Annotated in this window: 14 protein-coding genes; 13 read left to right on the top strand and 1 reads right to left on the bottom strand. The window is 55.6% G+C overall.

Annotated elements, in window-relative coordinates; translation table 11 throughout:
- Positions 1–2,099 precede the first annotated feature (2,099 nt).
- The 8 genes from MO486_RS14000 to MO486_RS13965 all read left to right on the top strand — a co-directional run bounded on the left by MO486_RS14000 (position 2,100) and on the right by MO486_RS13965 (position 8,217).
- Entirely contained in the window at positions 2,100–2,585 is a 486-nt protein-coding gene (locus MO486_RS14000; protein WP_242908966.1) for a hypothetical protein, read from the top strand.
- Positions 2,586–2,605: 20 nt separating this feature from the next.
- Positions 2,606–3,364: a DUF4272 domain-containing protein gene (locus MO486_RS13995; protein WP_242908964.1), complete on the top strand. Its 759-nt coding sequence runs from the start codon at positions 2,606–2,608 to the stop codon at positions 3,362–3,364.
- A 505-nt stretch (positions 3,365–3,869) separates the two neighbouring features.
- Positions 3,870–4,331, top strand: a complete 462-nt coding sequence (locus tag MO486_RS13990) for an SMI1/KNR4 family protein (RefSeq protein ID WP_242908962.1) — start codon at positions 3,870–3,872, stop codon at positions 4,329–4,331.
- Positions 4,332–4,390: 59 nt separating this feature from the next.
- A complete protein-coding gene (locus tag MO486_RS13985; protein ID WP_242908960.1) occupies positions 4,391–4,870 on the top strand; it encodes a hypothetical protein in 480 nt (159 codons plus the stop codon).
- Between the two features lie 587 nt (positions 4,871–5,457).
- The gene (locus MO486_RS13980; protein WP_242908958.1) at positions 5,458–5,778 is read left to right on the top strand and encodes an antibiotic biosynthesis monooxygenase; all 321 of its coding nucleotides are present in this window, start codon (positions 5,458–5,460) and stop codon (positions 5,776–5,778) included.
- 118 nt (positions 5,779–5,896) lie between these two features.
- The gene (locus tag MO486_RS13975) at positions 5,897–6,319 is read left to right on the top strand and encodes a hypothetical protein (protein WP_242908956.1); all 423 of its coding nucleotides are present in this window, start codon (positions 5,897–5,899) and stop codon (positions 6,317–6,319) included.
- Positions 6,320–6,928: 609 nt separating this feature from the next.
- Positions 6,929–7,321, top strand: coding sequence for a hypothetical protein (locus MO486_RS13970; RefSeq protein ID WP_242908954.1), 393 nt, complete (start codon positions 6,929–6,931; stop codon positions 7,319–7,321).
- A 515-nt stretch (positions 7,322–7,836) separates the two neighbouring features.
- Entirely contained in the window at positions 7,837–8,217 is a 381-nt protein-coding gene (locus tag MO486_RS13965) for a hypothetical protein (protein ID WP_242908952.1), read from the top strand.
- Positions 8,218–8,789: 572 nt separating this feature from the next.
- Here the strand turns inward: MO486_RS13965 and MO486_RS13960 are convergent.
- Positions 8,790–8,978, bottom strand: coding sequence for a hypothetical protein (locus MO486_RS13960; RefSeq protein ID WP_242908950.1), 189 nt, complete (start codon positions 8,976–8,978; stop codon positions 8,790–8,792).
- Between the two features lie 1,887 nt (positions 8,979–10,865).
- On the opposite strand from MO486_RS13960, the gene MO486_RS13955 reads away from it, so the two are divergent.
- From MO486_RS13955 to MO486_RS13935, 5 genes are all read left to right on the top strand, one after another.
- Positions 10,866–11,273, top strand: a complete 408-nt coding sequence (locus tag MO486_RS13955) for a hypothetical protein (protein WP_242908948.1) — start codon at positions 10,866–10,868, stop codon at positions 11,271–11,273.
- 83 nt (positions 11,274–11,356) lie between these two features.
- Entirely contained in the window at positions 11,357–11,785 is a 429-nt protein-coding gene (locus MO486_RS13950; RefSeq protein WP_242908946.1) for a GFA family protein, read from the top strand.
- 87 nt (positions 11,786–11,872) lie between these two features.
- Positions 11,873–12,370 (top strand): hypothetical protein, encoded by a 498-nt coding sequence (locus tag MO486_RS13945; protein WP_242908944.1) that lies wholly within the window; start codon positions 11,873–11,875, stop codon positions 12,368–12,370.
- Positions 12,371–12,447: 77 nt separating this feature from the next.
- Positions 12,448–13,080: a DUF6058 family natural product biosynthesis protein gene (locus MO486_RS13940; protein WP_242908942.1), complete on the top strand. Its 633-nt coding sequence runs from the start codon at positions 12,448–12,450 to the stop codon at positions 13,078–13,080.
- Positions 13,081–13,157: 77 nt separating this feature from the next.
- Positions 13,158–13,595 carry a VOC family protein gene (locus MO486_RS13935; RefSeq protein WP_242908940.1) on the top strand — a complete coding sequence of 146 codons (438 nt, stop codon included), beginning with the start codon at positions 13,158–13,160 and terminating at the stop codon, positions 13,593–13,595.
- Positions 13,596–13,603: the final 8 nt, after the last annotated feature.

The following is a 13,603-nucleotide window of genomic DNA, read 5'->3' as shown; positions in this document are numbered from 1 at the left end:
TTATTTGTCCCAATGTCCAACATCATTTGCATCAACACATTTGGCAGCGTGTACCCACGTGGCGGCGCGGCCTAACAATTCATTCAAGCCGAAGCCGCTTCGCGGCTCGGCTTAATTCAGGCGTTAGACCGCACAGATACCATGTCGCTGCTGAGAGCCAACATTATCGCTCTGACAGGCATTGTCGCCATCGGCCATGCTTTCGCCGCGGGGCGTTCTGTTGTGCCTGTCCCTGGCACTGGACTGGTTGTCACGACGCCGGCCGGCTGGGTCCTAAACTCCCGGATCACTAATGCGGCAGGTACTGTCGTCCATTTCGAGCTACCTCATCCAAAGGAAGGGGCATATCCTGCCCACCCCGGCCTTGAGATTGAAGTATTGGCAGGTGGGCGTCGCCCCGCAGGGCTCGCGGATTACTTCAGCAAACAATTTACGTCACGCTTCGAGCCGTTCGTGCTCAAACCTAGGCGGATCTTTGCCGGCCGTTACGAAGCCGTGGAATATGCATATCGCGAGATAGTAGTTGGCGACCTCGTTGGAGGTGGCGCAGCAATTTCATCGCCGCTAGTCCACGTCGTTGTCGTTAAGCGCTCCAACAGCTTCTTCAGATGCCAGCTGTATGCAGAGCCGAGTCACTACAAAGTTCACCGAGCCGCTCCTCTGCAACTGTGCACGTCAATCGACACAGAGCATCGCGTGCGGTCTAACAATTCATTCAAGCCGAAGCCGCTTCGCGGCTCGGCTTAATTCAGGCGTTAGGCCGCATGGAGTGCTGCTGATTGCCTTATCAATCATTCGATGAGTATTGGCTGGCCTACCTTGCAGCCCACTCCAAGCCATTGACTCGTGCTTGTCACTACATCGGCACGACTCTCGGCCTATTTGTGGGCGTTGCCGCGTCTCTGCTAGTTGTTTGGTGGGCGTTCTTTGTACTGGGCCCCGTTGGCTATGCCATCGCACTCGTCAGTCATCCGCTGGCGCAAGGCAATCGGCCCTTTGCAAAGAAGCCCCACTGGGGACTTTTGTGTGATCTACGCATGCTTTGGCTGGCGCTTTCTGGAAAACTAGAGCCCCATTTACAGCGGGCTGCGCTGTCTGCGGCCTAACAATTCATTCAAGCCGAAGCCGCTTCGCGGCTCGGCTTAATTCAGGCGTTAGGCCCCAACCACCAAGCCTCTGGGTCAAAGAGCAAGACATTCGCAAGTGTTCATTGCTCCGTTCGGTATCGAACGCGCGTCCCCAATGATTTCGGGTTGGCCTCGTATTCCAACGCGGCCGTGTCGCGGCTTGCGGTTTCTCGCGTCAGCAACGGGGGCCTTGCAGATCATTGCGCCGCGCCCGGCTGCCCTAGCCCTTGGCTGCAAAAGCCCGCAGTTGCGGTCGCTCGCCCGGTCGGGCATGGTCGCGCCTAACAATTCGTTCAAGCCGAACCCGCTTCGCGGCTTCGGCTTGAGTACCTCGTAATTTGTTGCCGTTTCGGCTGCCGGTTTCTCCCGCAGCGGGTCGGCTTAACTCAAGCGTTAGGCGGCAAGTGAAGTTCATCGTAAGTGGCAAATAGGAGGTGGTTATGTGCAAGTACCTGTACCTTGTAGCACTTATGTATGCCCTCTCGATCAGTGGGCCCGCACGAGCCCAGGCGCCAGAGGCAGAGCAAGCGCTGACATGGACTTTCCAAAACCCAAGTCTCAAATGGGGGCCCTGCCCTGAGTTCTTGCCCAAGGGCTGCGCAATCGCAGTTCTACACGGCGATCCAGCGAAAGAAAACGCGGACGTATTCTTCAAGGTTCCGGCAGGTTCCGTTATCCCACTCCACTGGCATACGTCTGCGGAGCGCATGGTTCTGGTTTCAGGGGAGCTGGAAGTCAAATATGACGGCCATGAGGCAACTACTCTCAAGCCGGGAACCTATGCTTACGGGCCCGCTAAGCTGCCGCATAAGGCGTCTTGCAAAGGGCAAGATCCGTGTGTCCTTTTCATTGCATTTGAGTCCCCAATAGACGCTGTACCCGTTGACAATACGGCAAAGTAACGTGTTGCCGCCTAACAATTCATTCAAGCCGAAGCCGCTTCGCGGCTCGGCTTAATTCAGGCGTTAGCCGATGAAAACAACCTGCCTCGCTCTCACAGCAATAATTCTCGCCGGCTGTAGCTCCTATGAGCCTGCGGAGCCGGCCGCACTTACAGAGATATCGACCATTCTGGCGAGCCCTTCCGCATATGACGGAGCACTGGTTCGGATCAAGGGAGCTGCCGTCGTTGAGTTCGAGGCCAGCTTCATCTGCCCAAGCTCAGAGGTTATTTCCTCATGGGACAGGTCCAAGGAATGCCTATGGCTTGTCCCAGGGGAGTCGGATGGAAAGGCCTATGACGTAAGGCTGCTCCACCAGAAGACGGTTGAGATCGTTGGCCGCTTTAATGCAAAGCAATTCGGCCACGGCGGGATGTACGGGGGTAGCATCGCGGCCATTTGGGGCAAGGCAACCGGGCTGCACAACGCCGGACAGATTCCTCCGCCGCCGCCCGAGCCGCCCGGTTCATCGGCTAACAATTCATTCAAGCCGAAGCCGCTTCGCGGCTCGGCTTAATTCAGGCGTTAGGTGTCTCCATGCATTCTCGTTATCTTGTCTCAGTTCTGATGCTCCTTGCGCTGACTTCCTGTGCGCAGGCGACATCCCCTATCGAAGATCGGAAGGAAAAGATCAAGGCCATGGAATCTAACGCAACGGAAGCATCGCTCGAACGAAGAACACGCTCAGTCGCCCGACTCAAATCGGAAGGGGTGCCAGTCATCGAGCACCTGCCGGTAATTGAGGATACCCAAGAGGTGAAACGCAGGGCCAAGGAGGAAATTGCGTGGCGGGCAATGGCCCTTTTAGTAGTGGCCGTTAAAGGCGAAGGTTTAGAGCAGCCTATTGTCGAGAAGATCGTCAAAGACTATGGCCTTAAGGGACACTTCACACCCGACGAGGCGGCCTTCATTCAGCAGCAATCTCCTACTGAGCATGACCGCATCCAGTTTGCTTGGCGATACGAGGCTGCATGGACTCTGCTGTGGTCGCTTGGTTACGTCGAGGCCTTGGGAAAACCCACTGAAATCTGTGATGTCCCACGCGCTGTGAAGTTCCTACACGAACGAACTTCTTCGCAGTTCATTTCCGATTCCAAGCTGCGCCCCATAGAACAGATTCTGGATGAGGCGGATCTAATCTATCGCTATCACTGGGCAGTAGTTGATGCCAGGATAAATGGCAAGCCAACCCCAGCATCTCTAGAGCCCGGAGTAACCATGGAGAGGCACCATGCCCTCAATTGGCTCATTGGTTATATGGATCAAGAGTGGGATGACGTCTCGACAGACACCTAACAATTCATTCAAGCCGAAGCCGCTTCGCGGCTCGGCTTAACTCAGGCGTTAGAGCGCTCATGAGCAAACTCGCGGCTTTGACAACAGCCCTACTCCTTGTTGCCATCGGCGCCGGCTATTGGCTGTTCCAACGGGCACCCCAAGAAGAGCCGGTGCAAGTCTGGGTAAAGGGACGTGGTGCTGGGCAAACCATCCGTCTGTACGCATCCGGCAACTTCGATGGTTCCAGTTGGTGTGATATCTGCCCACCCAATGGCCAAGCTGGCACTTGGTCGGAGGCGCCTTCGGCCATCATCTTGCATACCAGTGCCGGTCAATCCGTCACCCTCAATCGGATTAAGTTCCGCGGGTGCAGCGCACTCGCCCGCGCAGATGCGCCCCAGCCCAGGTTCCCAACAGATGTATTCTTTCCCGTGGGCGACGGCTGCGGGGACGCGCTCTAACAATTCATTCAAGCCGAAGCCGCTTCGCGGCTCGGCTTAATTCAGGCGTTAGGCCACACACGATGGATTCTCGCGTTTCAACTATCGTTGAGCACCTTGAAGGCCTAGGCTTCCCGTTCGAGGCTGCGGACAACTGCCCTTGGCTAGAGGCCGTGGAAGCATCCTTCGGGCTTCAACTTCCGGAGCCGTATCGCAGTCTCATACAAGCGTATCGCTTCCCAGAATTTGATGTGCCTGGATTTGAGGCGTTTTCTAATCTTGGCGATGGGTCCGGCTACGATATCTCGCATGCTCCGTTTCAAGATCCCGGCCTTTGTGAGTGGCTACTTCCGAGGAGGTATCTACAAATTGGTCGCCCTGAGTTCGCCAACTACGACCCGATATGCTTTGACATGAAAAGTAGCAAGCAAACACCGCAGATCGTGCGCATCGATCATGAGGACATTTTGCTATGCCGCAAGCACGTCAATGTGCGCGTTGTATCGGAGTCATTTGTGTCCTTGGTGTTCGCAGGTGTGGCCTAACAATTCATTCAAGCCGAAGCCGCTTCGCGGCTCGGCTTAATTCAGGCGTTAGGTGCCTTATGAGCGATCTCAACAAGTTGAGAAGAGATCTTCCGGCGGATGTTTCTGACGAGTTCTCCGAGCTTCTCGCCAAGAAGGGTGCGGAGATACAAGGTTTTCTGTTTGACTTGGACAAGCGCCTAACCAATACCAACTTCCTAACTAATGGTGGTGGCGCGGTTGCAGTCCTTACGTTTATGGGGGACAAGCCTGCGCCCCTTTCGGTGAAGATTGCCCTTGTGCTGTTTTCACTTGGCGTAATTGCCACTGGCATAGAACTTCGGGCAATGCTCAAGTGCTTTGATGCCATCGGCCAGGAAAACCACCGTCGCTTTCGCGCCTTTAACGCAAACGAAATCCCGGCCAGTGAACTTGGCAACCTCCCCCCTGACCTTGCAAAGTGGTCAAAGATCGTCAATCACTATGCGGGGCTCCTTTCCCAAGGGCTGTTCATTGCGGGTGTAACGATGGGTGCTTGCGGGTTCCTGGGCGGCACCTAACAATTCATTCAAGCCGAAGCCGCTTCGCGGCTCGGCTTAATTCAGGCGTTAGAGCACACAGGTGGACTAATGATGCGCGTGTGGCTATTAGGTCTTTTCATCATTGTTGGGTGCACATCCATGCCCAGCAAGACTGACAAAAATCACGCTATAGGCGTGATCCACACTGGATGCGGCGCTTATGACGGACTATCGGAGCATCTCGCGATTGACGCCGGCAGACACTTCGTACTCGTTTACGCTGATGATGTTATAGGCGCGCATCGGGAGGGAGGCTGGACGAGTGGGCCTGGCTCCAAAAAATATCCGGCGCTTCATGTTCTCGTGTGTGATGACGAGACTCGCAATTGTGAAAGCGCCCAAAGAGCAAAACTTACTATTACCTCGCGCTCAAAGTCTTTGACGTACGGGACACTCGAGTTTGAAACCGAAACCACCAAGCAAGAGTTCACATTTCAAGCAACCCGAACGGACACAAAGAAGCCGATGCAGATATGTGGCTAGTGTGCTCTAACAATTCATTCAAGCCGAAGCCGCTTCGCGGCTCGGCTTAATTCAGGCGTTAGGCGGCACTGGAGGATTCTGCGATGGGACGTTTTGTGATTGTCGCGTACAAACCAAAGCCCGGCATGGATCAGCAACTCTTGGCGGCGGTAACGAAGCACCTCGAAGTATTGAGGTCCGAGCATTTGGTCACGGACAAACCGGCTTATGTCATGCGTTCGGCCGATAACACGATTGTGGAGGTATTTGAGTGGCGCTCAGCCGAGGCGATACATCAGGCGCATAGCAATCCAGCCGTTCAAGCGCTTTGGGCTGATTTCGGTGCTGCCTGTGATTACATGCCTCTAGCAAACTTGGCGGAGTCTCAACAAATGTTTGCTGAGTTTGAGCCGGTGGCGCTGTGAGTCGCGTGCCGCCTAACAATTCATTCAAGCCGAAGCCGCTTCGCGGCTCGGCTTAATTCAGGCGTTAGGCGGCAAATGATTCGAATCGAAAATTTGGCACTAACAGCATGCGCCCTTCGTGGCCTTGACCTCGTGCGCGTCAACTCGCCCGATCACTCTTACGCCAGATACCCTCTCTGTCGTCGCTTCCGCTGAGGCATTTGTCCTGCGTCACGGGCTAACTGCTGCCGGGCACCCCAAAGATCTGCCAGTTGAGCGCATCGAACTCCTGGAAGGTTTTGGGTTCGAGTCAGACCAAGACCTGATCAAGAAGCGCCTCAACTGGGTAGAGCCGAAGGCTTTCGCAGTTGATCGAGAGGGGCGTGACTGGTTCGTGCTGTTCCGCACCACCAGCGGCGACAATTGCAACGTAGCAATCGTCGTAACGGGAGGCAAAGCGTGGAAGCAGATGCATGCTTGCTATGAGATTCCGAGCAAGCGCGTCCTCGTATTGCCGCCTAACAATTCATTCAAGCCGAAGCCGCTTCGCGGCTCGGCTTAATTCAGGCGTTATGCGCGGTCGAGAGCACTGCTAGAGATCGCGGTGATTTCGCAATCTAGCTTGCACCGCAAAAGCGCAAAGCCTGCGTCAGCAACAACACGCCGCCGATCCGATGAACTATTCCGCGCTCTACTTGCGGCGCCCTCACCTTCGGCTAGGCGAGCTCCCCCGATCCTTGTCCTAGCTTCCATGGGGTGATTCCCGCACCCCGACCGTTACTGGCTAGAATCGCTTCAGCTGCAGCGTTTCACCGGCACTCCGGGCTGCATAACAATTCACTCAAGCCGAAGCCGCTTCGCGGCTCGGCTTACCTCAGGCGTTAGGGGGCGCCACAAAGATCATGGCTAAGTTTGACTCAGACAAAACAATTCAATTCCTAAAGGAGAAGTGGGCTAGCCGAGCGTGCCCAATGTGCGGAGGCGGACCTTGGAACGTGCAAGATTCAACTTTCCAACTGACCGAGTTCAATGAAGGGAACATGGTCATTGGTGGTCCAGTAGTACCGGTGATACCGGTCACCTGCGGCAACTGTGGCCATGTGGTCCTGGTCAATGCAATTGTTGCCGGTGTTCACAAGCCGGAAGTTAAGCCGGTCTCGGAGGGCCAGTCATGAGCAATGACTCGTCTTTTCAGATGTCACAGGGCTTTGAGGTTCTCCCACCAAAGTCAGGAAAGGCTTACCCAATCCCTTGCGAAGAGTGGGATCTCTTACGCAACAAAATTTCCAAAGCAACAAGTGAGCCGTGGTTGTTCCATACAGTTGGCTCCGCGTTACTTGGCATGGCCTTATCTGCACTGCTCCCTATCGTTTCAAACACCTTTCAACTCCCTGCACAGCAACGAGCACTGGACATAACGTGGCTTGTTTTTGTAATTACAGGAGTTTGTGGGCTTGCCTGCCTGTTCTTCTCGCACAAGGAGAGACAAGTGAATCGTGAGCGTGCAAGTGACGTCGCAGCGCAAATGCAGCTCATAGAGCAGCGTTATGAGCGCGCCCCCTAACAATTCATTCAAGCCGAAGCCGCTTCGCGGCTCGGCTTAATTCAGGCGTTAGGGCTCACAGCTAAGCTCGCCGCCATCGGAACTCCTCTGTGGGCCGCCGGCAGCGGTGTAGAGTTGCGGCATGCATACTTTCTCGGGGTATGCCCGCGATAACCCTCACGACCCGAGCCCAACCAAGGAGGTTGTATGCGTAGGAAGCTGTCCCTGAGCCTGGTTGTTTTTGGCGCGGCGCTGCTCGCCGCGTGCTCGTCCATACCGCCGGAGCAGTCAAAGCTCGCCAACGCTCGTGGCCAAGAGACGGCTGCGCGGGCCGAGTCCGCTCGTGCAGCCGCAGATGCCGAACACGAGAGAACCATGCAACGCGAGCACGCACTGGAAGAGATGACTGAACGGAAGGCTCGGGCCGTCAGCTCGCCTCCTAAGTGAGCCCTAACAATTCATTCAAGCCGAAGCCGCTTCGCGGCTCGGCTTAATTCAGGCGTTAGGCGGCACACCAACCTTCAAGGATGATCCGCATGCAAACCCCCTACTTGGTGGCAGCAATCCTCGCGGCGTTGACCGGCCTGGTGCACTCGGTGCTTGGCGAGATTCTCATCTTTCGGCACCTCCGTGACGGCAGTCTGGTGCCGGCACTTGGCGCACCACCGCTACGTGAGCGCAACGTCAGAATCATTTGGGCCACGTGGCACCTTGCCACGTTGTTTGGCTGGGCATTTGCGGGCGTGCTTCTCCAGCTAGCGCTTGGCCACCCCCTGTCGGCGTCGCTCGTGACCGGCGCGATTGTTTTCGCCTATCTTGGCGGGGCGGTTCTTGTGCTCGTCGGCACCAAGGGTCGGCATCCTGGCTGGGTGGCACTTACGGCGGTGGCGGCGTTGACAGCCGCAAGTGCCCCCTAACAATTCATTCAAGCCGAAGCCGCTTCGCGGCTCGGCTTAATTCAGGCGTTAGCGCTCACAGGAACATTCATGTATCTGATACGCCTCTTTTGTCTCTTCCTCGCATGTTTGCTTGCTGCCTGCTTACCAACTCAGGCTCCTAGCGAACAATCGCGGGAGCGCGTTGCCTCGCAAATCTTTTGCACAAAGGTTGATGGCGTTGATTCGCAGGTCTGTCCAACCTCCATGTACGCCTTAATCGCAAATCCGAGTGCTTACGATGGCCGAGTTGTTGCCATTCAAGGCATCATCTCAAACGATCTCATCTTTCCCGGTCCTGACGCGGCCCTAGATCAAGATGTAGCAAGCGCCATACTTTGCCGCTCAAGTGCAAAGTGGTCCTGCTCTGACTTTCACACCAAGCTGACTCTCATAGGCAAGTTCACCGCTGGCCGTCCTAGTGGCGATTTGTTTAGCCCAGTTGGCAGCATCACTGTCGCGCACATCCCGGGCGTTAGGCCTGTTACCCAACAGTCATCGGGTGAGCGCTAACAATTCATTCAAGCCGAAGCCGCTTCGCGGCTCGGCTTAATTCAGGCGTTAGGCGGTGTGGGTGCGATCAAAGTGTTGCCTACCGGCAACGTGTTGATTCTCGTTTCATCCAGCATCCAGTTCGGCAGGTCATCGCGGCTTGGCGTCATCGACATCATGGAGTTCTGTTGAGCTTCGGCCACACCCGGCTGGCACGCTCCGGTTGCCTTAGTTTGCAAGAGTGTCGTCATCGAGGCGTTCACTCGTGCAACTTCATCGGGGCGTGCCGTGACGGTTCTCGCCTTCGGCTGCTCAAGCTCGTGGTTGCAGCACTTGGGCTACGTTCAAGGTCCCGTCGACTTCAGACCGTGCCCAGGTTCTTGACTGCCCCGCCTTCGGATACTCTACGGCCTAACAGGTCATTCAAGCCGAAGCCACTTCGTGGCTCGGCTTAACTCCAGCGTTAGGTGCCATGGGAAGTATTCGACTAGTCCTAGTTCTACTCTTCGCAGTTGTAGCTAGCGGATGCAATTTGGTCCTTTCACCTAGAGCCTACTTCGAGCATAGATCCTGCCTGACACTTAAGCCCGGCATGAGTGAGGAGGAGGCGCTAAAGATCATGGGAAGGCCCCAAGAGCGAACTGATCGCCCAACCGGCGAGCGTGTTCTTTACTACCGCTGGCGGCATGGAGATTCTGGCCCCATGCAGGTCATCCTGGTAAAGAAAGGTGGCGGATACGTTGTCGATTATCCGGCGTGTGAGGGCCTGGGCTGATGGCACCTAACAATTCATTCAAGCCGAAGCCGCTTCGCGGCTCGGCTTAATTCAGGCGTTAGGTGCCACTTGGAAGATTTTCGCCGCCAACTAAGACGCATCTTGGAGCTAGTCAGAAGCTGTGAGCCCGTGGAGATCGTTGCCCCTATGCAGGCAGCTACAACCGGATCCGAGGAGCTATTGCGCACGTACCTGCAATCCAATGAGCTATGGGGCGGTTCTGGATCTATCGCTGACCAAGCCGGTCTCTCTGCCAAGACTGAGCACACTCGCCGCTCTATCGAGAAACGACTAGTCGAGCTCGGTGACATGCAAATTGCTGCTGGCATACTCAATCCACGCACCAGGATGTGGACGGAGGCATTTCGTGCAAGACCGCGCAGTGGCACCTAACAATTCATGCAAGCCGAAGCCGCTTCGCGGCTCGGCTTAATTCAGGCGTTAGGCGCCATACCGAGATCATCGTCATGCGAACTGCAAACTTGTTCGTTGATGCTGTAGCACCACTAGAGGGTGAGCGCTTTGAGACATTGCTCACTCACAAGAATCTCGTCATCGAGCGCATCGTCAGTTCCTCTGCAATAACCCCGACGGAGTACGTGCAAACCCAGGATGAGTGGGTCGCAATGCTCCAGGGGGAAGCTACTCTTGAGGTAGCCGGTGAGGCCATCGAACTCCGTTCCGGTGACTATCTGTTCCTGCCTGCCGGTACGCCCCACACCGTGAGGCGTGTCTCCGAGGGCGCTCTCTGGTTGGCAGTTCACCTGCGTTGATCGCTGGCGTCACGAGCTAAGATGGCGCCTAACAATTCATTCAAGCCGAAGCCGCTTCGCGGCTCGGCTTAATTCAGGCGTTAGGCCGCACATGCCACCTTTCAAGTTTCTCGAAGGTCTAGACACCCAGTACGCTGCAATAGGACACGTAAATTCAGATGTTCTACCCGATGGCGGACGTTTGTTGGCAAAGCTCGCCATGGCAAGTCAATTTTTGCCGCTACTCATCGGCCTACTTGCAACTGAGAAAACGTGGCAACAGTTCACCATGTCGTTCGTCGCAGCCGTTGCATGCTCGGTTTTATTCAGTCATCTTCGATCGAAACAAATTGAGCTTATTAGGCAGAGCTTTCCCCGCATCCTGCCTATACGCTCCAGGCTCGTATTGGCGCTCTTCTTTATCGGTAGCACCATTTCCTTTATGTTTCTCTCAGATTCATATCCGTCGGCTGCAGTTCCTTTGCTCGCAGTACTCTCATGTCTCCCGCTTCAGTCATGGATGTCAGCGAAAGGTGCGGCCTAACAATTCATTCAAGCCGAAGCCGCTTCGCGGCTCGGCTTAATTCAGGCGTTAGGCGGCTTATCGGGCAATGTCGATGATTGAAGTCCTAGCTCTTGCGGTTGTCGTTCTCACCGGGCTCTACCTCATTGCCTTGGCGGCCGTATCGCTGTTCATGCCGACCCATGCCAACCGCTTTTTGCTCGGCTTCGCTGACTCTGCTTTCAAGCACTATGCAGAGCTGTTCGTTCGCCTCATCGTGGGCACCGCGCTAGTTCTTTATGCGCCGCGCATGCTCCTGCCCAGCGCCTTCACGCTCTTTGGCTGGGTTCTGCTTGTTACGACGGCCTGCCTTTTCCTCGTACCGTGGCGCTGGCATCATCGGTTTGCTCAACAAGCTGTTCCTCGGGCAGCTCGCCACATCACACTGATTGGCTTGGCCTCCTTGGCACTTGGCGGGCTCATCTTGGCGGCCGTAGTACGTGGCAGCGCCGCCTAACAATTCATTCAAGCCGAAGCCGCTTCGCGGCTCGGCTTAATTCAGGCGTTAGGGCGCTGACTTACCAATAAGGCTGGCGAACCATGTCAAACGAAAGCGACGTTCGTTCTGGCGGGTGCCAATGTGGCGCAATCCGCTACAAGCTGTCACACGGCCCTGTGGCGCTCTATGTGTGCCATTGCACGGAGTGTCGCAAACAATCTGCATCGGCTTTCGGCATCTCCTTCATCGTGCCGAAAACCGCCTTGCACGTCATGCAAGGAGAGCCACAGTTCTGGTCCCGCCCCACCGCCACGGGAAACACTCTTGATTGTGCGTTTTGCCCTGAGTGTGGCTCAAGACTTTGGCACCAACGGCGCGGCACCACCGACATCTTAAGTATCAAGGGTGGCTCGCTGGATAAGCCGATTGATCTTGGTCAGGCCACCCACATTTGGACGTCTAGCATGCTTCCGGGCATCATTCTGCCGCAGGGAGCCGTGCAGTTTTCTGGGGAGCCCAATGAGTACTGAGACGCGCCCTAACAATTCATTCAAGCCGAAGCCGCTTCGCGGCTCGGCTTAATTCAGGCGTTAGCCGTCACGGGAAGGATTTCGCAGGTGAAGGCTCGATTCTCGTATCCGTTAGTGTTTCTTCTTCCGAACGCAATGGTTGCAGCCATTGCAGCGTTTGTTGCTGCAGGCCTCGGGGGCGGCATTCTGTGGCTGTTCGTGTACGGGGATGACACTTGGCCGCAAACCGCGGAATATTTGGTTATGGGTGTGGCAATACTGGCCTCTCTTGCCACTTTGACTGCACTCTCTTTTGCCAGTTACTCCTTCGGCAAAAGGCGGGAGGCCTCTGCCGATCTGTCCTGGCTGCACATTGCGCTGGCAGTTGGCATCTCAATGCTCTTGCCCGCGCTGGCATTGCTTCATCAGCTAAGTGTAGGAAACATTGGGCCCCAACCAGATAGTCTGCTCTGCTCCGACTTCTGCACCGCCAAGAAATTTGGCTCCAGCAGATTTCCCCAAGACGGAACATGTCGTTGCAATGGTGCGGATGGCAACGAGGCATTGAACGTCTCGATGGATAGCGTGCGTGCCAAGCAACCGTGATGACGGCTAACAATTCATTCAAGCCGAAGCCGCTTCGCGGCCCGGCTTAGTTCAGCCGTTAGGCTTTGGAGGAACCCGTGTTGCTAAAGACTTATCTGCAAAAGAACTTCGTCGATAAACCCACCTTCGCATCACTTCTAGGCATCACGGTCGAACGTCTGGATGAGCTCATGGCGGCCAAGGCAATCCCAGGGCCCACGTACACTTGCGATGGAAGCTCTGTCCGATCAGCGGCCTTCGGTGCCATTGAGACTGAAGAGTCTCTCTCAGGCGAATACTTTCGTCCCGAATGCACAAGATGGGCCCAGATCGCCGACCGAGCCGCGCCTGGCAAAGAGCGTGACGCCGTACTCTCAGAACTAATCAGTGAGCTGGAGACTGGCTTGCGGACCTACTTCAAGGATCCGGCAATTATTGAAGGGAAGATTCAGGATCTCCTCCCGCACTTTCTAAACGGCACATTTGGGCTCTGTGCTGCCGATCCATCCACCGGAACCGGCATCGCAAGAAAGGAAATTCTCCAAGAGAAGCTGACAGAGCTAACGGAAAACGGGAGCAACCCATCACCTGCAGGCATCCCAAAGAGCGAGCTTCTCCAACTCATTGACGACTACGCAATCTCTACAATGCCTTTCTCACCCGCTGAGTACGCGCGCAGCAGTAGAAAGCGCTTGGTTGACGATTTGCGTCCTCTCGTAGCCAAAGCCTAACAATTCTTCAAGCCGAAACTCGCTTCACCGGCTCGAATTAGGCGTTATGGCCCTACAGAAACTCTATGGAATCCGCTATGACAAAGCCGTTCTCCGTGCAGCGCATCGACCACATTGTCTTTCGTGTCAGCGACTTGAGCAGAAGCATCGATTTCTACCGCACCGTCCTCGGGTGCGACGTGGTTAGACAGCGTGAGCACCTAGGCCTCGTCCATTTGCGGGCTGGCGCCTCGATGATTGATCTTGTAAGCGTGGACGGAAAGCTCGGGTCACGTGGGGGCGCGGCACCGGCAATAACAGCACGAAACGTAGATCATCTGTGCTTGCGTATCGAGCCCTTCAACGAGCCTGATCTAATCGCGCACCTAAGCAAATACGGCCTTGCGCCGCTCGGCAGCGCCGAGGTCAACTTTGGCGCCGAGGGTGACGGTCTATCTCTCTATTTTCCAGATCCAGATGGAAACGTGATTGAACTTAAAGGCCCGTCAGTCACGGCAGCAACAAGTGAGCCTTAATAGTTCAT

Source organism: Lysobacter sp. CFH 32150 (genome assembly GCF_022758295.1).
In the GTDB taxonomy this organism is placed as follows: Bacteria; Pseudomonadota; Gammaproteobacteria; order Xanthomonadales; family Xanthomonadaceae; genus CFH-32150.
Note: the sequence above shows the minus strand (reverse complement) of the source record. Positions and strands in the feature narration are given on the sequence as shown.

Excerpts from the sequence above, each read along its gene's own strand:
- MO486_RS14000 (WP_242908966.1), top strand. The coding sequence starts at position 2,100 with ATGAAAACAACCTGCCTCGCTCTCACAGCAATAATTCTCGCCGGCTGT.
- MO486_RS13995 (WP_242908964.1), top strand. The coding sequence starts at position 2,606 with ATGCATTCTCGTTATCTTGTCTCAGTTCTGATGCTCCTTGCGCTGACT.
- MO486_RS13990 (WP_242908962.1), top strand. The coding sequence starts at position 3,870 with ATGGATTCTCGCGTTTCAACTATCGTTGAGCACCTTGAAGGCCTAGGC.
- MO486_RS13985 (WP_242908960.1), top strand. The coding sequence starts at position 4,391 with ATGAGCGATCTCAACAAGTTGAGAAGAGATCTTCCGGCGGATGTTTCT.
- MO486_RS13980 (WP_242908958.1), top strand. The coding sequence starts at position 5,458 with ATGGGACGTTTTGTGATTGTCGCGTACAAACCAAAGCCCGGCATGGAT.
- MO486_RS13970 (WP_242908954.1), top strand. The coding sequence starts at position 6,929 with ATGAGCAATGACTCGTCTTTTCAGATGTCACAGGGCTTTGAGGTTCTC.
- MO486_RS13965 (WP_242908952.1), top strand. The coding sequence starts at position 7,837 with ATGCAAACCCCCTACTTGGTGGCAGCAATCCTCGCGGCGTTGACCGGC.
- MO486_RS13960 (WP_242908950.1), bottom strand. The coding sequence starts at position 8,978 with ATGACGACACTCTTGCAAACTAAGGCAACCGGAGCGTGCCAGCCGGGT.
- MO486_RS13955 (WP_242908948.1), top strand. The coding sequence starts at position 10,866 with ATGTCGATGATTGAAGTCCTAGCTCTTGCGGTTGTCGTTCTCACCGGG.
- MO486_RS13950 (WP_242908946.1), top strand. The coding sequence starts at position 11,357 with ATGTCAAACGAAAGCGACGTTCGTTCTGGCGGGTGCCAATGTGGCGCA.
- MO486_RS13935 (WP_242908940.1), top strand. The coding sequence starts at position 13,158 with ATGACAAAGCCGTTCTCCGTGCAGCGCATCGACCACATTGTCTTTCGT.